Origin of the sequence: Rhodococcus sp. 06-235-1A, assembly GCF_002258785.1 — a bacterium.
Lineage (GTDB): Bacteria > Actinomycetota > Actinomycetes > Mycobacteriales > Mycobacteriaceae > Rhodococcoides.
In genome coordinates this window covers 18,522-35,799 of record NZ_NOYI01000023.1, presented here as the reverse complement: position 1 = coordinate 35,799, position 17,278 = coordinate 18,522, and the positions used below count along the sequence as shown (strand labels likewise).

Genomic DNA, 17,278 nt, shown 5'->3' with positions numbered 1-17,278 from the left:
GATCAGACCACGTCGTTACGCTCGACAAATGCCCGCACGCCTTGTCGACCGAAATCCCGTGGTCCCCTCCGATCAGCTGATCGCGCAGATGGTCCCGCCGGCGATGTTCGACGACGTCAGTTTCTCCTCCTACATTCCCGACCCCAAGGAGCCGACGCAGGCTGCTGCGGTCGCGAAGGCAGAGGAATTCGCGAACAAGGTGCAGAAGATCCGGGGCAAGGGCAAGCGCGGACTCTTCGGCAAGAAGACGCCTGCCATCGGAGCCGGCCTGTACCTCGACGGCGGATTCGGTGTCGGCAAGACTCACTTGCTCGCGTCGATCTATCACAGCGTTCCCGAGCCCAAGGCCTTCGGCACGTTCGTCGAACTCACGCACGTGGTCGGCGCACTCGGCTTCAACAAGGCACTCGAAGAACTCTCGGGGCACAGTGTGCTGTGTATCGACGAGTTCGAGCTCGACGATCCCGGCGACACGATGTTGGTCTCTCGGTTGCTCTCCGAGCTCTCCCAGCGCGGAGTGTCCATCGTCGCCACGTCGAACACCCTGCCCGGGCAGCTCGGTGAAGGCCGCTTCGCGGCCGAGGACTTCATGCGGGAAATCAAGAAACTCGGCTCGATCTTCGAGTCCATCAGGGTCGACGGCCCCGACTACCGCCACCGCGATCTGCCCCCGGCTCCCGAGCCCACATCCGAAGCCGAGCTGATCGACCGCGCCGACAGCGTCGAGGGCGCAACCCTGGACGACTTCGACGAACTGCTGGCACACCTGAGCACGCTGCATCCTTCGCGCTACGGCAAGTTGCTCGACGGTGTTCCTGCGGTGTTCCTCAAGAACGTGCACCCGGCTTCCGATCAGGCCATCGCACTGCGTCTGGTCGTCCTCGCCGACCGTCTCTACGACGCGGGGATCCCGGTGACGGCCTCGGGCGGCAAGCTCGACGAGATCTTCACCGAGGAGATGCTGGCAGGCGGCTACCGCAAGAAGTACCTGCGCGCGACCTCGCGTCTGCTCGCGCTGTCCCGCTTCGCAGCGGTCGGCTGAATCGGCGTTACAGCCGGACCTGCATGACGTAGTCGTCGTGTGTCTGCACCCCGACGACGAATGTCTTGGTGCCCACGATCTCGAAGCCGTGCTTGGAGTAGAACCGCTGCGCCCGCGCGTTCTGGTTGTTGACGCCCAACCATGCTCCGCGGCAACCGGATTCGCGCGCGTAGCTCAGCGCGGACGAGATCAGTCGTCCCGCCACCCCGTTGCCGTGCTCGGTCGGCCGCACGTAGAGCTTGCTGATCTCCAAGGTCGGTTCGGCGGACAACACTGCTCGGATGCCCGGATCCGCGGGTAGCCCGGCGACGAGCATGGCGTACCCCAGTATCCCGGCCTCGGTCGGCTCGTCGATCAGAACTGTTCTGGCCTCGTCGGCGATGTAGGCCTCGAAATTCTCGACCGACAAGACAGTCGAGATGAAATGTTCGATGTCCTCAGGACGGGTTCCCGGCGGGCAGGCGAGCGGGAAGGTCAGTGCTGCCACGTCGGCAATGCCCGCGGCGTCGGCGGATCGCGCCACCCGCACACTCACAGCAGATCCACTGCGTTCTTCGCCTCCCGCAACGACAGGCCGGTTCGATCGCGCAGCAGTTTGATGGCAGAGATCGCCTTGCCCTCCGACTTCAGCGACTGCAACCGCGGGATGAGATCGTCCCAGGGTGTCGGACCGGACTGAGCCGCGTCGACGATGGTGGACGAGGACGGGAAGGGTTCCCCGCGTTGAACGCTTTCGATCGCATTCTTCGCTTCGAGGAGACCGGCGCCTGTCCGTTCCCGAAAGATCTTGATGGCCTGGATCTTCTTGTTCGCCGCCAACAACTGGTGAATGTCGGCACGGGCGTTGCCGTCGAGGCCGATCAGCCTGATGCTGCGCGATGTCTCCGAGTTCGAGCCGGGCTTCTTTCGGGCCAACAACCATGCTGCAAGAACCGCGGCATCGACGAGGACCAGAGCAACGATGAACCATCCCCAGGTCGGCATGCCTTAGTAGACCACTTCAGAGTGACGGGTCGAAGAGCGGGACGACTACCGAAGACTCGGCGAACAACGAGACGGCACCGGCGAGCGTCTTCATCGCTGCGTCGTACTTGATCGGAGCGAGGTCATGGCCCGCACCCTCGATGTCGACGAGCAGTGTGGCGGCAGGGACGAGAGCAAGCGCAGCGCTCAGTTCGGCAGTGGTGCCGAACGGGTCCTTCGTGCCGTGCAGCACGACCGTCGGAGTCCGGAGCTCGGGAAGATGTTGTGTACGAGCCTTTTCCGGCTTGCCCGGTGGATGCAGGGGATAGGACGTCAGGACGAGACCGTCGGCCAGGCCGGGGCGTTCGGCAGCGAGCATCGAGCCCTGCCGACCGCCGTAGGAATGTCCGCCGAAGGCAATGAAGCCCGCTGTCTCCGACCGAAGGCGGTCGATCGCCGCGGCGATGCCCAGCCGATCCTCGGCCGACCGAGACGGGTGCGGCGGACCCTTGGGTTTGCGGACTCGAAACGGGAGGTCGAACCGCAACACGGTGAAGCCGGCCGCTGCCCATACTGCCGCGATGCGCTGCAACAGAAGTGACTGGCAGTTGCCGCCCGCCCCGTGCGTGAGCGCGAGGCCGCCGCGCGACGGTATCGAGGGTGTGTGCAGAAAGGCGACGCCCCCGCCGAGATCGATGTCGGCGGGGGCGTCGGGACCATCGAGTTCAGGCATCGTTCGAGGACGTTACCGTTTCCTGGGTGTCGGCGTGATCTGTGGCCGCATCGTCATCGGAGCCGTCGGAGTCCTGGTCATCGGCGTCCACCATCTCGCCGTTGTCGTCGACCATGTCGGCGAAGGCGGTTCCGGCGACGGTGCCGTTGGTTCCCGGTAGCGCAACGGTCGGCCTGGCTCCGGGGCGATAGCGGTCATCGAGCCCCTCGACGGATTTCTTGGCCTCCTCCATGGTGGCGTCGTCGACTGTGGGTTCGCTCTGAGCATCGTCCGACACGTAAGTGTCCTTCCGTCGAAGTGTGTGCGTCATCTCCACTGTGCACTTCTATGGCGTGAATCACCACAATTGATTCGTGAAGCACAAAAAAGACCCCCTCGAAAGGGGGTCTGATCTGTCTGACTCTGGTGCGCGATACTGGGATTGAACCAGTGACCTCTTCCGTGTCAGGGAAGCGCTCTCCCGCTGAGCTAATCGCGCATGTCCTCGCATCGATCTCGCAATCGATGCACTAGCGAGGTGGAGACGGGAATCGAACCCGTGTGCACGGCTTTGCAGGCCGTTGCCTCACCACTCGGCCACTCCACCATGGGTCGAGACCCTCGAGCGGATGACGGGATTCGAACCCGCGACCCTCACCTTGGCAAGGTGATGCGCTACCACTGCGCCACATCCGCATACCCCGGAGGCGTTCACTGCTGGGCAGTTGCTGTCTCCGTGGTGCGGGGAAAACATTAACCCAACGGGAGTGAAACTCACAAATCTCGTGGTCAGCCGCGGAATTCGACCGATCGGCGCATGTGAAAGATGTGAAAGCAGAGGCGGAACGAGTCCAGTGGAGGCAGACCCACGTCGAATTCGGTGATCGGGCAGGCGATTCGGTTCGCCGCGGCACCTCGTGTTAATGTTTTGCCTCGTTCGGTCCCGTGGCTCAGTGGGAGAGCGTCCGCTTCACACGCGGAAGGTCGCTGGTTCGATCCCAGCCGGGACCACAGAATGCAAAGCCCGCACCGTTATCGGTGCGGGCTTTCTTTGCGTCCGAGGCCGGTAACCTGAGCCGGTGAGCACCGAAGAGACGAAGCCCGATGCCGTTGCCGACCAGGGTCCGATGGACACAGCGAAGGTCAAGCACCGGCGTTTCCGGGCGCGTATCGCCGAGAACAAGTCCCTCGATCTCGCGTACCGCATCACGGTCGGTGTCGTCGGAACGGTCGTCTTGATCCTGGGCGTACTGGCCATTCCCTACCCGGGGCCCGGCTGGTTGATCGTGTTCGCGGGACTGGGCATTCTTGCGTCGGAATTCGCGTGGGCCAAGAGCGCACTGCGGTTCGTCCGTAAGAGATACGACGCCTTCATGGCCTGGTTCTCGAAGCAGTCGATGTTCGTCAAGGGTCTTGGCGTGCTGTTCACCACCGTCGTGGTGCTCGCGACGCTCTGGCTGCTCGGCACGTTTGCGCTGGTCGGGGGTTGGATCGGGCTCGACTGGACGTGGCTGGAGAGTCCGATCTGAGGGACGCGCCGCGCTGAGGGCCGACGAGGGGCTCGTTGCCGATAGGCTGTCGGAGGCCTTCCTGGCCAGAAGAACCGATCGAGGAGTACATCGCTGTGAGCATGCCCGTTGTCGCCGCTGTTTCGCCCGCCCGCATCACGGTGCAGGCAGGAACGACGGCAGGTACGGCGCTCCGCGACACCGGCCTTCCCAACAAGGGGCCCGACGCCATCGTCGTCGTCCGTGATCCCGACGGCAAGCTCCGCGACCTGTCGTGGGCACCGGAGGCCGACGTCGAGGTCGAGCCGGTTCCGGCGAACACCGAGGACGGACGAAGCGTCATCAGACATTCGGCTGCACACGTGTTGGCGCAGGCCGTGCAAGAGCTCTTTCCCGACGCCAAGCTGGGTATCGGACCGTTCATCAAGGACGGCTTCTACTACGACTTCGACGTACAGCAGCCGTTCACTCCCGAGGATCTGACTGCTCTCGAGAAGAAGATGAAGCAGATCGTCAAAGCCGGACAGCGGTTTTCGCGTCGGGTGTACGAATCGGTGGAGCAGGCTCGCGAGGAGTTGGCGAACGAGCCGTACAAGCTCGAGCTGATCGACGACAAGTCCGGCATCGACGACCCGGAGGTCATGGAGGTCGGTGGGGGAGAGCTGACCGCCTACGACAACCTCAACCCGCGCACCGGCGAGCGCATCTGGGGCGATCTGTGCCGGGGCCCGCACATTCCCACCACGAAGTACGTTCCTGCGTTCAAGCTCACCCGCAGTTCGGCTGCCTACTGGCGCGGCAACCAGGACAACGCCGATCTGCAGCGTATTTACGGGACCGCGTGGGAGTCCACCGAAGCACTCGATGCGCATCTCGAACTGCTGGCCGAGGCCGAGCGCCGCGACCACCGCAAGCTCGGGTCCGAGCTCGACCTGTTCAGCTTTCCCGACGAGCTGGGCTCCGGCCTTCCGGTGTTCCATCCCAAGGGAGGTGTGATCCGCAACGAGCTCGAGAACTACTCCCGCCAGCGGCACATCGAAGAGGGCTACGAGTTCGTCAACACCCCGCACATCACCAAGGGCCATCTCTACGAGGTCTCCGGTCACCTCGACTGGTACCGCGACGGAATGTTTCCCGCAATGCATCTGGATGCCGAACTCGACGAGAACGGCGACGTCCGCAAGCCCGGCCAGGACTACTACCTCAAGCCGATGAACTGCCCGATGCACAACTTGATCTTCCGGTCCCGCGGCCGCTCGTACCGCGAGCTGCCGCTGCGCCTATTCGAGTTCGGGTCGGTCTACCGCTACGAGAAGTCCGGCGTCATCCACGGTCTGACCCGCGTTCGCGGAATGACCCAGGACGACGCGCACATCTTCTGCACCCGCGAGCAGATGCGCGGCGAACTCACCAGCACACTGGAATTCGTCCTCGGCCTGCTCAAGGACTACGGCCTCGACGATTTCTACCTCGAGTTGTCGACTCGTAACCCGGAGAAGTCCGTGGGTAGCGACGAGGTCTGGGAAGAAGCGACCAACACCCTCGCCGAGGTGGCGGCGGCATCGGGCCTCGATCTGGTGCCCGATCCGGGTGGTGCCGCGTTCTACGGACCGAAGATCTCGGTGCAGGCCAAGGATGCGCTCGGGCGCACCTGGCAGATGTCGACCATTCAGCTCGATTTCAACCTCCCCGAACGCTTCGAGCTCGAATACACCGCCTCGGGCGGCACCAAGGAACGCCCGGTGATGATTCACCGTGCACTGTTCGGTTCCATCGAGCGTTTCTTCGGCGTACTCACCGAGCACTACGCCGGTGCGTTTCCGGCATGGCTCGCACCGGTTCAGGTCGTCGGCATCCCGGTTGCCGAGGTGCACCAGGACCACCTGTTCGCGGTGGTGAAAGAGCTGAAGAAGCGTGGCGTGCGCGCCGAAGTGGACGCCAGTGACGATCGGATGCAGAAGAAGATCTTCAATCAGACCGCCCAGAAGATCCCCTTCATGCTTCTCGCCGGCGAGCGCGACGTCGAGGCCGGTGCCGTGAGCTTCCGATTCCGTGACGGCACACAGGTCAACGGGGTTCCCGTTGCGCAGGCCATCACCCTGATCACGGACTGGATCTCTCAGCGCAACAACGCGTCACCGACCGCCGACCTCGTGCAGCCCAGTACCGCAGGAGTGAGTTGACATGCCCGAACAGGACGAGTCGATCGTCGCCACCGGTGCCGGTGAGCCCGATCGGCTGCAACGACTGTGGACCCCACACCGGATGTCGTACATAGCCGAGGCCCCGCAGGCCTCGGCCAAGTCGAGTGAGCCGTTCTCCGACATCCCCAAGCTGAGCGACGAGGACGGTCTGGTCGTCGCGCGCGGCGAATCGGTCTACGCGGTACTCAACCTGTATCCGTACAACCCCGGCCACACGATGATCGTCCCGTACCGCCGCGTCGCGGCACTCGAAGATCTCACGCCCGCCGAGAGCGCCGAGCTGATGGCGTTCACCCAACAGATGATTCGCGTCATCAAGTCGGTGTCCCGTCCACACGGTTTCAACGTCGGCCTCAACCTCGGGGCTGCAGCAGGCGGATCGTTGGCCGAGCACCTACACCAGCACATCGTGCCGCGGTGGGGCGGCGATGCGAACTTCATCACCGTCATCGGTGGCGCGAAGGTGATGCCGCAGTTGCTCCGCGACACGCGGTCCCTGCTGGCGTCGGCCTGGAACGAATGAACAACAGTCGAGAGGAGCACGCGCCGTGCTGAGCATTTTCGGCCGTGCGCCGGTGTCGAAGGTGACCGCCCCGCTCGGGCGCGCACTGAACAGCACCGGACTGACCCCCGACTCGGTGACGATCATCGGCACCGTCGTCACTGTGACGGCAGCAGTGACGATGTTCCCCGCCGGCTACCTGTGGTGGGGTTCGATCGTCATCACCCTGTTCGTACTCTTCGACATGCTCGACGGTGCCATGGCACGGGCCAGAGGCGGCGGTACCAAGTACGGCGCCGTCCTGGATGCGACGTGCGATCGAGTGGCCGACGGCGCGATCTTCGGCGGTCTTGCCTGGTGGGCGGTGTATTCCGAACAGGACAAGCTGCTGCTGGTGGCCACCTTGATCTGCTTGGTCACCTCACAGGTGATCTCGTACGCCAAGGCGCGCGCCGAGGCCAGCGGACTCTCGGCCGACGGCGGTTGGATCGAACGCCCCGATCGCCTCGTCATCGTTCTCGTCGGAGCCGGTTTCACCGGCATCGGCCGACACTTCGACATTCCGTGGCTGGACAGTCTGATCTATCCGGCGATGTGGATCCTTGCTGCTCTGAGCATCGTGACGGTGTTCCAACGCGTGCTCGCGGTCCGTGGATCGGAAGGGGCGCGCGACATCATCGTGCCTCCGACGGCACCGGCCGCCGACGATGGCGACGTGGCCGCGTCGTGAACGTCTCCGAAAGAGCCAGCGACCTCGGATACGCAGCCGGCTGGCGACTGGTCCGATCGCTGCCGGAGGGCGTGGCGAGAGGTCTCTTCGATCGCGGCGCGGATTTCGCATCCACCCGAAACGGTGGACCGGACCAATTGCGCCGCAATCTCGCTCGTGTCCTCGGGACCAGCCCCGGCGAGGTGCCCGACGAGCTCATTCGCGACAGCGTCCGGTCGTACGCCCGCTACTGGCGCGAGGCATTCCGGTTGCCGTCGATGGATCTGGTGGCACAGGCCGCCGTCATCGACCGGTGCGTGAACGGCCAGGAGCATCTCGAGGCCGCGCTCGCGGCAGGCAAGGGTGTCGTACTGGCGCTGCCGCATAGCGGCAACTGGGACATGGCCGGAATGTGGCTGGTGCGCAAGCACGGTGGTCTCTCGACGGTGGCCGAGCGATTGAAGCCCGAATCGCTGTACCAACGATTCGTCGCTTATCGGGAAAGCCTGGGCTTCGAGATCTTCCCGCTCAGCGGCGGTGAGCAGCCGCCTTTGCACGCGCTGAGCGAGAGACTTCGCGAGAACAAGGTGGTCTGTCTGCTCGGCGAACGAGACCTCGCCAAGCACGGCGTGCCGGTGACGTTCTTCGGTGAGCCGACCCGGATGCCCGCCGGTGCCGCGAAGCTTGCGATCGACACGGGGGCCACGCTGCTGCCGGTCCACGGCTATTTCGACGGTGACGGATGGGGCTTCGACATCTTTCCGGCAGTGGACGTCTCGCACGGAATCGACGCCGCCACACAGACATTGGCAGACCATTTCGCCGCAGGCATCCGGGCTCACCCGGCGGACTGGCACATGCTTCAACCCCTGTGGATGAGCGACTGGTCGGCCGAGCGACGCGCCCGAATCGAGGGCACGTGAAGATTGGCATGGTCTGCCCGTATTCGTTCGACGTTCCAGGCGGAGTGCAGGCTCACGTTCAGCAGTTGGCCGAGGTGTTCATCGAACGCGGACACCGAGTCAGTGTCCTGGCCCCGGCATCGGAGGACGTGGAGCTACCCGATTTCGTGGTGTCGGCGGGCGAGGCTCTCGCCATTCCCTACAACGGATCCGTTGCGCGCCTGCGATTCGGCCCGGTGACCTACTCTCGAATCCGTAAATGGATCTCGGACAACGATTTCGACGTGCTCCATATTCACGAACCGAACGCTCCGAGCCTGTCGATGCTGGCACTCAAGGCCGCCGACGGTCCGATCGTGGCGACCTTCCACACGTCCACCACGAAGTCCTTGGTGCTCAGCACCTTTCAAGGTGTCCTGCGTCCGTACCACGAGAAGATCAGCGGCCGGATCGCCGTCTCCGAGCTCGCCCGACGCTGGCAGGTCGAGTCCCTCGGCTCCGACGCCGTCGAGATCCCCAACGGCGTCGACGTGCCTGCCTTCGCGGATGCCGCTGTGCTGGAGGGCTATCCGCGTCCCGGCCGCACGGTGCTCTTTCTCGGACGATTCGACGAACCACGCAAGGGGATGGCCGTCCTGCTCGGCGCTCTGCCCGCCCTCGTCGAATCCCATCCCGACATCGAGATACTCATCGTAGGCCGCGGCGACGAGGACAAGCTCCGCAAGGAAGCCGGTGCGTTGGCATCGCACCTGACCTTCCTGGGGCAGGTGGACGACGCGACCAAGGCGTCCGCAATGCGCAGCGCCGACGTCTACTGCGCACCCAATCTCGGCGGTGAGAGCTTCGGCATCGTCCTCGTCGAAGCCATGGCGGCCGGAACGCCGGTCGTGGCGAGCGAACTCGACGCGTTCCGTCGGGTGCTGCGGGACGGTACCTGCGGACTGCTGGTGCCGATCGAGGATTCCGATGCGCTCGCCGCAGCCGTCACCTCGATCCTGGACGACGACGCCGTTCGAGAGCGCCTGGTCGACGCCGCCTCGGTAGCCGTGTCCACCTACGATTGGCCCGTCGTTGCCGAGCAGATCCTGCGCGTCTACGAAACCGTCACCCTCGGTGGTCAGAAAGTTCGAGCGTCGACCTGATGACCCTGTCTGCTCTCACCATCCTGGTCCTGGGTCTGATCGCCGTACTGATTCTCGTCGTGGGCCTCTGGGCCTACGGCACGGCGAACCGACTCGATCGCCTCCACGTGCGTACCGATCTCGCCTGGCAGGCCCTCGATGCTGCACTTGCTCGGCGTGCCGTCGTCGCGCGAGCGGTGTCCGCTGCCACCCGCGACGCGGTGCCGTCGAGCCGAGAACTCGCCGCGCTGGCCGATCGAGCCGAACGGGCCGACCGATCGCAGCGCGAGGAGGCCGAGAACGCGGTGTCCATGGCGCTCGCGGTCGTCGAACCGAACGTGCTGCCCCCGCAACTGGTGGCCGAACTGGCCGACGCAGAGGCTCGGGTGCTGATCGCCCGCAGATTCCACAACGACGCCGTTCGCGACACCCTCGCACTGCGCGTCAGACGGCCGGTCCGGTGGTTGCATCTCGGCGGAACCGCCGCCCTACCGTCGTACTTCGAGATCGCGGAGCGCTCTGCTGCTGCGACGTTCGGCAGCGAGAATCGGGCGACTCCGCGAACCTCCGCGCGGGTCGTGCTGCTCGACGAGCGTGGCCGGGTACTGCTGTTGCGAGGCCACGACCCCACGGTGCCCGACACCTTCTTCTGGTTCACCATCGGTGGGGCAGTGGAGAAGGGTGAGTCGCTGCGTGAGGCGGCAGTGCGAGAAGTGCACGAGGAGACCGGCCTGAGCGTCGACGCGGCCGATCTGCGTGGCCCGTTGTGGCGCCGGGTCGCCACGTTCCCGTTCAACGGAACACTGATTCGGTCCGAGGAGCTGTTCTTCGCCCACCGAACACAGGAGTTCGAGCCGCAGAGTGCCGGCTTCACCGACTTCGAGCGACGGACCGTGACCGGGCACCAGTGGTGCACCGAATCCGACATCCGCGCGCTCAGCGCAGTCGGTGAGAACGTCTATCCGCAGGATCTGGCGGAATTGCTCGACGAGGTCAACGTGGCTCTGGCTCGGCGCGGCGATCCGGACGTGCGCGCTATCCGCTAGCAATCTGGACCTTTTCGAGCAGTCCAGCAATCGTCAAGTGGTTATGGGAATAGCGCGGGCAAAGGCCTACAGTTTTGGGCGCGACATCGCGCCGCGCGCGATCGCACCTATCAGCCCGCAGCGCCGCAACGGCGTCGAAGAACACAGGAGTTCGCTTGACTACCCCACACGCCTCTAACACGGCCGCCGCATCGGTCGACGGTGGATCCGGCGAGAACGGAGTCGGCACCGCACGCGTCAAGCGGGGCATGGCCGAGATGCTCAAGGGCGGCGTGATCATGGACGTGGTGACCGCCGATCAGGCCAAGATCGCCGAGGATGCCGGTGCCGTGGCCGTCATGGCTCTCGAGCGAGTCCCCGCCGACATTCGCGCGCAGGGCGGGGTGTCGCGCATGAGCGATCCCGACATGATCGACAGCATCATCTCCTCGGTCAGCATCCCGGTGATGGCGAAGGCCCGCATCGGACACTTCGTCGAAGCGCAGATTCTGCAGAGTCTCGGCGTCGACTACATCGACGAGTCCGAAGTGCTCACCCCGGCCGATTACGCCAATCACATCGACAAGTGGAACTTCACCGTTCCCTTCGTCTGTGGTGCCACCAACCTGGGCGAGGCCCTGCGTCGAATCACCGAGGGCGCAGCCATGATTCGCTCCAAGGGCGAGGCCGGAACCGGCGATGTCTCCAACGCGACGACGCACATGCGCAAGATTCGTGACGAGATCCGCCGACTCACCTCGCTTCCCGAGGACGAGCTGTACGTGGCGGCGAAGGAACTGCAGGCACCGTACGACCTCGTCGTCGAGATCGCTCGGGCCGGCAAGCTGCCGGTCACATTGTTCACGGCCGGTGGAATCGCGACTCCAGCCGACGCCGCGATGATGATGCAGCTCGGTGCCGAGGGCGTGTTCGTCGGATCGGGAATCTTCAAGTCCGGCAACCCGAAGGAGCGCGCCGAGGCAATCGTCAAGGCCACTACCTTCTTCGACGACCCCGACGTCCTTGCGAAGGTCTCTCGTGGCCTCGGTGAGGCCATGGTCGGCATCAATGTGGACGACCTTCCCGTCGGACACCGGCTCGCCGAGCGCGGTTGGTGACGGTAGCCCGCTAACGTCGTTCGAGTGCCGGGCGGTCCGGATGGTCCCATCGGACAACGAAATCGGGCCGCTCGGCCGAACCACTGGAGTAGTCCAGCCCGTCGTAGTACTCGAGCAGTGCCGTGCAGGTCCAGTGGTCGGCCGGGTCGGTTCTCCGACGTAGCGCCCCCTCGGACAAGCGCAGCTGTACCGATACGTCGACGTCGAGACCCCGCCCGAGCAGCATCGGTCCGGCAATCAGGACGATCTGATTCGGCGGGGCCTCGATGCTGTGGGCACGAGCCGATCGGTCGGTGGTCTCATCCCACAGTCGGGGCAAGAAGTGACCTCGGCCACCGGGCCGTAGTGGCGCGATCACTTCCCGCGCCACGGCGTCGTAGTCGAACCACAGTGTGCGATAGCTCAATTCGTCGGTACGGGAGTACTCGAATCGAATCGATGCTGGTCGGACGTAGTCGTGCAGGTCGACGACGGCAGCCGGACGGCCCCGAGAGCGGGCGTGTTCGGCTGTGCGCGTGGCGAAGTCGACCGGCAGCGCAGCATCAGCGCCGTCGATCACGACGATCGATCGGGCCCCGTCCGGGCACGAATCGACGATCGACTCCACGAGAAGATCGGGAAATATCGGCACCGGTTGACCCACACCGACCATCTTGCCTGGTCCGTCCATTGTTAGCCTGAGCCGTTGTCACAGAAAGGTGGACACCAGCCATGGCCAGCATCGAGGACATTCTCGAATTGGAACGGATCGAGAACGACATCTATCGGGGACGGACTTTCCCGAGTCGGCTGCCCCGTACGTTCGGCGGTCAGGTGGCGGGCCAGGCGCTCGTCGCGGCGGTGCGCACAGTGGCCCCCGAGTTTCGTGTGCACTCGTTGCACGGTTACTTCCTGCGGCCGGGCAACCCGAACGAGCCAGCTGTGTTCATGGTCGATCGAATCCGTGACGGGCGGTCGTTCTGCACGCGACGAGTCACCGGAATTCAACACGGCAAAGCGATATTCACGATGTCCGCGTCGTTCCACACCGACGACGACGGAATCTCTCATCAGGACACGATGCCCGACGTCGTCGGTCCGGAGAGTCTGCCCGATCCCACCACCCTCGCCGAGTACGACAACTCGTACTACAAGGAATGGTCCGAGTGGGACATCCGTCTCATTCCCGACGACCAGACCGTCAAGCATCCCAGTTTCGCTGCGCAGCAACGTGTGTGGTTTCGCTACCGCGATACGCTGCCCGACGATCAGGTCTTCCACGTGTGTGCACTGGCCTACATGAGCGACATGACGCTGCTGGGTTCGGCCAAGGTGCCGCACCCGGACGCCGTCACGCAGACGGCGTCCCTCGATCATGCGCTGTGGTTTCTTCGGCCGTTCCGAGCGGACGAATGGTTGCTCTACGACCAGACGTCACCGTCGGCCGATTTCGGGCGAGCTCTGACTCAGGGCCGAATCTTCGACACCTCCGGTCGCATGGTCGCCGCAGTCGTGCAGGAAGGCCTGATGCGCTTCGAGCGGGACACCACGAAACCTCACGTCGATCCCTTCGGGCTGAAGTGACCGCTCCGACCATCGGTGTGCTGGCCCTGCAGGGAGACGTTCGCGAGCATCTGGCAGCACTCGAATCGAGCGGTGCGCGCGGTGTGACAGTGCGGCGTCCGGCCGAACTGGCAGAGATCGACGGGCTGATCATCCCCGGTGGGGAATCGACGACCATGAGCAACCTGCTCGGCGTGTTCGACCTTCTCGAACCGTTGCGTGCGCGGTTGGCCGAAGGGCTGCCCGCCTACGGATCGTGCGCGGGCATGATCCTGCTGGCGTCCGAGATACTCGACACCAGACCCGACGCCCGGCATCTCGACTCCCTCGATATCACCGTGCGACGCAACGCTTTCGGCCGTCAGGTGGATTCCTTCGAGACAGACCTCGACGTCACCGACGTCGAGGGTGGGCCGGTGCGAGCTGTCTTCATCCGTGCGCCCTGGGTGGAGCGGGTGGGCGAGCACGTCGAAGTGCTCGCCACCGTTCCGCACGGACCGGCTGCAGGGCGGGTGGTGGCCGTTCGGCAGAACTCGGTGCTGGCGACGAGCTTTCATCCCGAGGTCACCGGGGACGACCGGGTCCACCGACTCTTCGTCGACATGGTGCGCCGCCGCTAGAACCCATCCGAGCCGGTCGGTGCCGAGCGGGGTACCGGGCGAGTAAAGTCGACAACACTGATTTCGAGCAGGAAGGGGCTCTATCGCATGAGCGGCCACTCAAAATGGGCCACCACCAAGCACAAGAAGGCGGTGATCGACGCCCGACGCGGCAAGTCTTTCGCCAAACTCATCAAGAACATCGAGGTGGCGGCTCGCACGGGTGGTGGTGACCCCACGGGTAATCCGACTCTCTTCGACGCCATTCAGAAGGCGAAGAAGACCTCGGTTCCGATCGACAACATCGAGCGGGCCCGCAAGCGTGGTGCAGGCGAAGAGACCGGTGGAGCCGACTGGCAGACCATCATGTACGAGGGCTACGGTCCCAACGGCGTCGCCATTCTCATCGAGTGCCTCACCGACAACCGCAACCGCGCCGCAGGCGAGGTGCGTGTGGCGATGACCCGCAACGGTGGGAACATGGCCGACCCGGGTTCGGTGTCGTACCTGTTCTCGCGCAAGGGTGTGGTGACCCTCGAGAAGAACGGTCAGAACGAGGACGACGTGCTGATGGCCGTGCTCGAAGCCGGTGCCGAGGAAGTCAACGACAACGGTGACACCTTCGAAATCGTCAGCGAGCCGACCGACCTGATCGCGGTGCGCACCGCGCTGCAGGAAGCCGGCATCGACTACGACTCGGCCGAGGCGAGCTTCCAGGCCTCGGTCAACGTCCCGGTCGACGCAGACGGTGCACGCAAGGTGTTCAAGCTCATCGACGCGCTCGAGGACAGCGACGATGTCCAGAACGTGTGGTCCAACGTCGACCTGTCCGACGAGGTCATGGCCGAGCTCGACGACGAGGACTGACGCCCCTCGCATCCGACGCAGTGAGTGACCGGGTGTCGTATCCCTGATCCGTGGGTGCGCTCCGCTACGCTATCGAACAACAGTTCGTAAGCGGAAGGTGTGGTGGCGTGCGGGTTATGGGTGTCGACCCCGGTCTCACCAGGTGTGGGCTCAGTTTGATCGAGGGTGGCGTTGGCCGAACGGTGGTTGCGCTCGACGTCGATGTGGTGCGCACGCCTGCGGACATGGATCTCGCGCAGCGTCTGCTGCGTATCTCCGAGGCCGCCGAGTACTGGCTCGATACTCACAAGCCCTCGGTGGTGGCCATCGAGCGAGTGTTCGCACAACACAACGTGCGCACCGCCATGGGTACCGCCCAGGCCGGTGGGGTCATCGCGCTGGCGGCGGCCAGGCGCGGCGTCGACGTTTGTTTTCACACTCCCAGCGAGGTGAAGGCCGCAGTCACGGGGAACGGTTCGGCCGACAAGGCCCAGGTCACCGCCATGGTGATGCGCATTCTCGGTCTGCAGACGGCCCCGACGCCCGCCGACGCCGCGGACGCACTCGCGCTGGGAATCTGTCACTGCTGGCGAGCGCCGATGATCGCTCGGATGGCCAAGGCCGAAGCCATGGCTGCCGAGCAGAAACGTAAGTACGACGCGCGTCTGGCCGACGAACGAAAGGCTCGCGCCGTCGTGGCACGCAGAATCGAGAAGATGGCCAAGAAGGAGGCGGGCGCACGATGATCGCGTCGATCAGGGGTTCGGTGGTCGACATCGCGCTCGATCACGCGGTGCTCGAGGCGGCGGGCGTCGGGTACCGCGTGAACGCCACTCCGGCGACGCTGGCCACCCTGCATCGGGGGAGCGAGGCGACTCTCCTGACGACCATGATCGTGCGCGAGGATTCGCAGACGCTGTACGGGTTTCCCGACAAGGAGTCGCGTGAGCTGTTCGAGTTGCTCCTCACCGTGACCGGCGTCGGACCGCGCATCGCCATGGCAACTCTTGCCGTGCACGAGCCCGACGCACTGCGAACTGCGTTGGCCGACAGTGACATCGGAGCACTGACCAGGGTTCCCGGTATCGGTAAGCGCGGCGCGGAAAGAATGGTCGTCGAGCTGCGAGACAAGGTCGACGCAGTGGTCGGACGCGCCGGAAGCGCGGCCGTGCCGGGATCCGGAGTCGGCAACTCGATGCGAGACCAGATCGTCGAGGCGCTGATCGGTCTCGGATTCCCCGTGAAGCAGGCCGAGGAAGCCACCGACGCGGTACTCGCTCAGCAGCCCGATGCCACGACGTCGACCGCGTTGAGGTCGGCGCTGGCGTACCTCGGAAAGTCCAGGTAGTTCCAGGTGACCGAGGACGACCAGTTCGCCGAATCCCAGGTCGGTGCGGACGCGATGTCCGACGACTTGGACGTCGAGACGAGTCTGCGTCCGAAGAACCTCACCGATTTCATCGGTCAACCCCGCGTTCGCGAGCAGCTCCAACTGGTGTTGTCGGGTGCCAAGATGCGCGGCGGCACCCCCGACCACATTTTGATGTCCGGGCCGCCGGGGCTCGGTAAGACCAGCATGGCGATGATCATCGCCGCCGAACTCGGAACCTCGCTGCGGCTCACGTCCGGTCCGGCGCTCGAGCGGGCAGGCGATCTGGCGGCGATGCTCAGCAACCTGGTCGAGGGGGATGTGCTCTTCATCGACGAGATCCATCGCATCGCTCGTCCGGCCGAGGAGATGCTGTATCTGGCGATGGAGGACTTCCGTGTCGACGTCATCGTCGGTAAGGGGCCTGGTGCAACGTCGATTCCACTCGAGGTCGCACCGTTCACCCTCGTCGGGGCCACCACCAGGTCGGGCGCGCTCACCGGCCCACTGCGAGATCGGTTCGGATTCGTGGCGCACATGGATTTCTACGAGCCCAGCGAACTCGAACGCATTCTGATGCGATCGGCGGGGATTCTGGGTGTGCCGATCGACCGGGACGGTTGCGCCGAGATCGCCGGGCGCTCACGCGGCACACCGCGTATCGCCAACCGATTGCTGCGGCGTGTGCGCGACTACGCCGACGTTCGCGGCGACGGCACAGTCACCCAGGAGACGGCCAAGGCCGCGCTGGTGGTCTACGACGTCGACAAATTGGGGCTCGACCGACTCGATCGAGCTGTGCTCAGCGCGCTCATCCGAAGTTTCGGCGGCGGCCCGGTGGGCGTATCGACGCTGGCGGTCGCCGTCGGCGAGGAACCGTCCACCGTCGAGGAGGTGTGTGAGCCGTTCCTGGTTCGTGCCGGCATGATCGCCCGCACACCACGAGGCCGCGTCGCGACCGCTGCCGCATGGCAGCACCTCGGCCTGACCCCGCCGCCGGACCTCGCCGTGGGCGGAATTTCTGTCCGATCCTCGGAGGTTCAGCAGGGTTTATTCGAGTGAATCGGGCACAACAAGACACGAACGGACCGAACCGGTTCCAGGTGATGGCACACT

The 17,278-nt window shown here is 64.7% G+C and carries 20 protein-coding genes and 4 tRNA genes; 16 read left to right on the top strand and 8 right to left on the bottom strand.

Features of this window, described 5'->3' with window-relative positions; genetic code table 11:
• Positions 1 to 28: 28 nt before the first annotated feature.
• Complete coding sequence (gene zapE, locus CH275_RS21940) at positions 29 to 1,042, top strand: cell division protein ZapE (protein ID WP_094680377.1); 1,014 nt, start codon at positions 29 to 31, stop codon at positions 1,040 to 1,042.
• Between the two features lie 7 nt (positions 1,043 to 1,049).
• On the opposite strand, the gene CH275_RS21935 is transcribed toward zapE, so the two are convergent.
• The 7 genes from CH275_RS21935 to CH275_RS21905 form a co-directional block, all read right to left on the bottom strand.
• Complete coding sequence (locus CH275_RS21935) at positions 1,050 to 1,577, bottom strand: GNAT family N-acetyltransferase (RefSeq protein ID WP_094680376.1); 528 nt, start codon at positions 1,575 to 1,577, stop codon at positions 1,050 to 1,052.
• Entirely contained in the window at positions 1,574 to 2,026 is a 453-nt protein-coding gene (locus CH275_RS21930; RefSeq protein WP_094680375.1) for a ribosomal protein L7/L12, read from the bottom strand. Before CH275_RS21930 ends, CH275_RS21935 begins: the two co-directional genes overlap by 4 nt.
• Before the next feature lie 16 nt (positions 2,027 to 2,042).
• Complete coding sequence (locus tag CH275_RS21925) at positions 2,043 to 2,738, bottom strand: alpha/beta hydrolase family protein (protein WP_094680374.1); 696 nt, start codon at positions 2,736 to 2,738, stop codon at positions 2,043 to 2,045.
• Positions 2,731 to 3,015, bottom strand: a complete 285-nt coding sequence (locus CH275_RS21920) for a hypothetical protein (RefSeq protein WP_256991163.1) — start codon at positions 3,013 to 3,015, stop codon at positions 2,731 to 2,733. Before CH275_RS21920 ends, CH275_RS21925 begins: the two co-directional genes overlap by 8 nt.
• Before the next feature lie 126 nt (positions 3,016 to 3,141).
• Positions 3,142 to 3,216 (bottom strand) — tRNA-Val (locus CH275_RS21915).
• 37 nt (positions 3,217 to 3,253) lie between these two features.
• Positions 3,254 to 3,324, bottom strand: a tRNA-Cys gene (locus CH275_RS21910).
• A 17-nt stretch (positions 3,325 to 3,341) separates the two neighbouring features.
• A tRNA-Gly gene (locus CH275_RS21905) sits at positions 3,342 to 3,413 on the bottom strand.
• Between the two features lie 243 nt (positions 3,414 to 3,656).
• Here CH275_RS21905 and CH275_RS21900 point away from each other — a divergent pair.
• The 9 genes from CH275_RS21900 to pdxS all read left to right on the top strand — a co-directional run bounded on the left by CH275_RS21900 (position 3,657) and on the right by pdxS (position 11,806).
• Positions 3,657 to 3,728, top strand: a tRNA-Val gene (locus CH275_RS21900).
• 116 nt (positions 3,729 to 3,844) lie between these two features.
• Entirely contained in the window at positions 3,845 to 4,246 is a 402-nt protein-coding gene (locus CH275_RS21895) for a TIGR02611 family protein (protein ID WP_094680417.1), read from the top strand.
• Positions 4,247 to 4,347: 101 nt separating this feature from the next.
• Complete coding sequence (gene thrS / locus CH275_RS21890) at positions 4,348 to 6,408, top strand: threonine--tRNA ligase (RefSeq protein ID WP_094680373.1); 2,061 nt, start codon at positions 4,348 to 4,350, stop codon at positions 6,406 to 6,408.
• Between the two features lies 1 nt (position 6,409).
• Positions 6,410 to 6,952, top strand: coding sequence for an HIT family protein (locus CH275_RS21885; RefSeq protein ID WP_094680372.1), 543 nt, complete (start codon positions 6,410 to 6,412; stop codon positions 6,950 to 6,952).
• Between the two features lie 25 nt (positions 6,953 to 6,977).
• The gene (gene pgsA / locus CH275_RS21880; protein WP_094680371.1) at positions 6,978 to 7,661 is read left to right on the top strand and encodes a phosphatidylinositol phosphate synthase; all 684 of its coding nucleotides are present in this window, start codon (positions 6,978 to 6,980) and stop codon (positions 7,659 to 7,661) included.
• Positions 7,658 to 8,563: a phosphatidylinositol mannoside acyltransferase gene (locus CH275_RS21875; protein ID WP_094680370.1), complete on the top strand. Its 906-nt coding sequence runs from the start codon at positions 7,658 to 7,660 to the stop codon at positions 8,561 to 8,563. Before pgsA ends, CH275_RS21875 begins: the two co-directional genes overlap by 4 nt.
• On the top strand, positions 8,560 to 9,684 hold the full coding sequence (locus tag CH275_RS21870) for a glycosyltransferase family 4 protein (RefSeq protein ID WP_094680369.1): 1,125 nt from the start codon (positions 8,560 to 8,562) through the stop codon (positions 9,682 to 9,684). The genes CH275_RS21875 and CH275_RS21870 overlap by 4 nt, the downstream gene beginning before the upstream one ends.
• A complete protein-coding gene (locus tag CH275_RS21865) occupies positions 9,684 to 10,709 on the top strand; it encodes an NUDIX hydrolase (protein WP_094680368.1) in 1,026 nt (341 codons plus the stop codon). Before CH275_RS21870 ends, CH275_RS21865 begins: the two co-directional genes overlap by 1 nt.
• A 155-nt stretch (positions 10,710 to 10,864) precedes the next feature.
• Positions 10,865 to 11,806: a pyridoxal 5'-phosphate synthase lyase subunit PdxS gene (gene pdxS / locus CH275_RS21860; RefSeq protein ID WP_094680367.1), complete on the top strand. Its 942-nt coding sequence runs from the start codon at positions 10,865 to 10,867 to the stop codon at positions 11,804 to 11,806.
• 10 nt (positions 11,807 to 11,816) lie between these two features.
• On the opposite strand, the gene CH275_RS21855 is transcribed toward pdxS, so the two are convergent.
• Complete coding sequence (locus CH275_RS21855; RefSeq protein WP_256991162.1) at positions 11,817 to 12,476, bottom strand: hypothetical protein; 660 nt, start codon at positions 12,474 to 12,476, stop codon at positions 11,817 to 11,819.
• A gap of 41 nt (positions 12,477 to 12,517) precedes the next feature.
• On the opposite strand from CH275_RS21855, the gene CH275_RS21850 reads away from it, so the two are divergent.
• The 6 genes from CH275_RS21850 (at position 12,518) to ruvB (ending at position 17,224) form a co-directional block, all read left to right on the top strand.
• Positions 12,518 to 13,369, top strand: coding sequence for an acyl-CoA thioesterase (locus CH275_RS21850; protein ID WP_094680366.1), 852 nt, complete (start codon positions 12,518 to 12,520; stop codon positions 13,367 to 13,369).
• A complete protein-coding gene (pdxT, locus tag CH275_RS21845) occupies positions 13,366 to 13,968 on the top strand; it encodes a pyridoxal 5'-phosphate synthase glutaminase subunit PdxT (protein ID WP_094680365.1) in 603 nt (200 codons plus the stop codon). The genes CH275_RS21850 and pdxT overlap by 4 nt, the downstream gene beginning before the upstream one ends.
• An 87-nt stretch (positions 13,969 to 14,055) precedes the next feature.
• Entirely contained in the window at positions 14,056 to 14,814 is a 759-nt protein-coding gene (locus CH275_RS21840) for a YebC/PmpR family DNA-binding transcriptional regulator (protein WP_094680364.1), read from the top strand.
• Between the two features lie 107 nt (positions 14,815 to 14,921).
• Positions 14,922 to 15,539: a crossover junction endodeoxyribonuclease RuvC gene (gene ruvC / locus CH275_RS21835; protein WP_094680363.1), complete on the top strand. Its 618-nt coding sequence runs from the start codon at positions 14,922 to 14,924 to the stop codon at positions 15,537 to 15,539.
• The gene (gene ruvA / locus CH275_RS21830) at positions 15,536 to 16,141 is read left to right on the top strand and encodes a Holliday junction branch migration protein RuvA (RefSeq protein ID WP_094680362.1); all 606 of its coding nucleotides are present in this window, start codon (positions 15,536 to 15,538) and stop codon (positions 16,139 to 16,141) included. The genes ruvC and ruvA overlap by 4 nt, the downstream gene beginning before the upstream one ends.
• Before the next feature lie 54 nt (positions 16,142 to 16,195).
• The gene (ruvB, locus tag CH275_RS21825; protein WP_179276289.1) at positions 16,196 to 17,224 is read left to right on the top strand and encodes a Holliday junction branch migration DNA helicase RuvB; all 1,029 of its coding nucleotides are present in this window, start codon (positions 16,196 to 16,198) and stop codon (positions 17,222 to 17,224) included.
• Positions 17,225 to 17,278 lie beyond the last annotated feature (54 nt).

Coding starts and splice junctions, on each gene's coding strand:
- zapE (WP_094680377.1), top strand. CDS start 29: ATGCCCGCACGCCTTGTCGACCGAAATCCCGTGGTCCCCTCCGATCAG.
- CH275_RS21930 (WP_094680375.1), bottom strand. CDS start 2,026: ATGCCGACCTGGGGATGGTTCATCGTTGCTCTGGTCCTCGTCGATGCC.
- CH275_RS21925 (WP_094680374.1), bottom strand. CDS start 2,738: ATGCCTGAACTCGATGGTCCCGACGCCCCCGCCGACATCGATCTCGGC.
- CH275_RS21895 (WP_094680417.1), top strand. CDS start 3,845: ATGGACACAGCGAAGGTCAAGCACCGGCGTTTCCGGGCGCGTATCGCC.
- thrS (WP_094680373.1), top strand. CDS start 4,348: ATGCCCGTTGTCGCCGCTGTTTCGCCCGCCCGCATCACGGTGCAGGCA.
- CH275_RS21885 (WP_094680372.1), top strand. CDS start 6,410: ATGCCCGAACAGGACGAGTCGATCGTCGCCACCGGTGCCGGTGAGCCC.
- CH275_RS21865 (WP_094680368.1), top strand. CDS start 9,684: ATGACCCTGTCTGCTCTCACCATCCTGGTCCTGGGTCTGATCGCCGTA.
- CH275_RS21855 (WP_256991162.1), bottom strand. CDS start 12,476: ATGGACGGACCAGGCAAGATGGTCGGTGTGGGTCAACCGGTGCCGATA.
- CH275_RS21850 (WP_094680366.1), top strand. CDS start 12,518: ATGGCCAGCATCGAGGACATTCTCGAATTGGAACGGATCGAGAACGAC.
- CH275_RS21840 (WP_094680364.1), top strand. CDS start 14,056: ATGAGCGGCCACTCAAAATGGGCCACCACCAAGCACAAGAAGGCGGTG.
- ruvA (WP_094680362.1), top strand. CDS start 15,536: ATGATCGCGTCGATCAGGGGTTCGGTGGTCGACATCGCGCTCGATCAC.
- ruvB (WP_179276289.1), top strand. CDS start 16,196: ATGTCCGACGACTTGGACGTCGAGACGAGTCTGCGTCCGAAGAACCTC.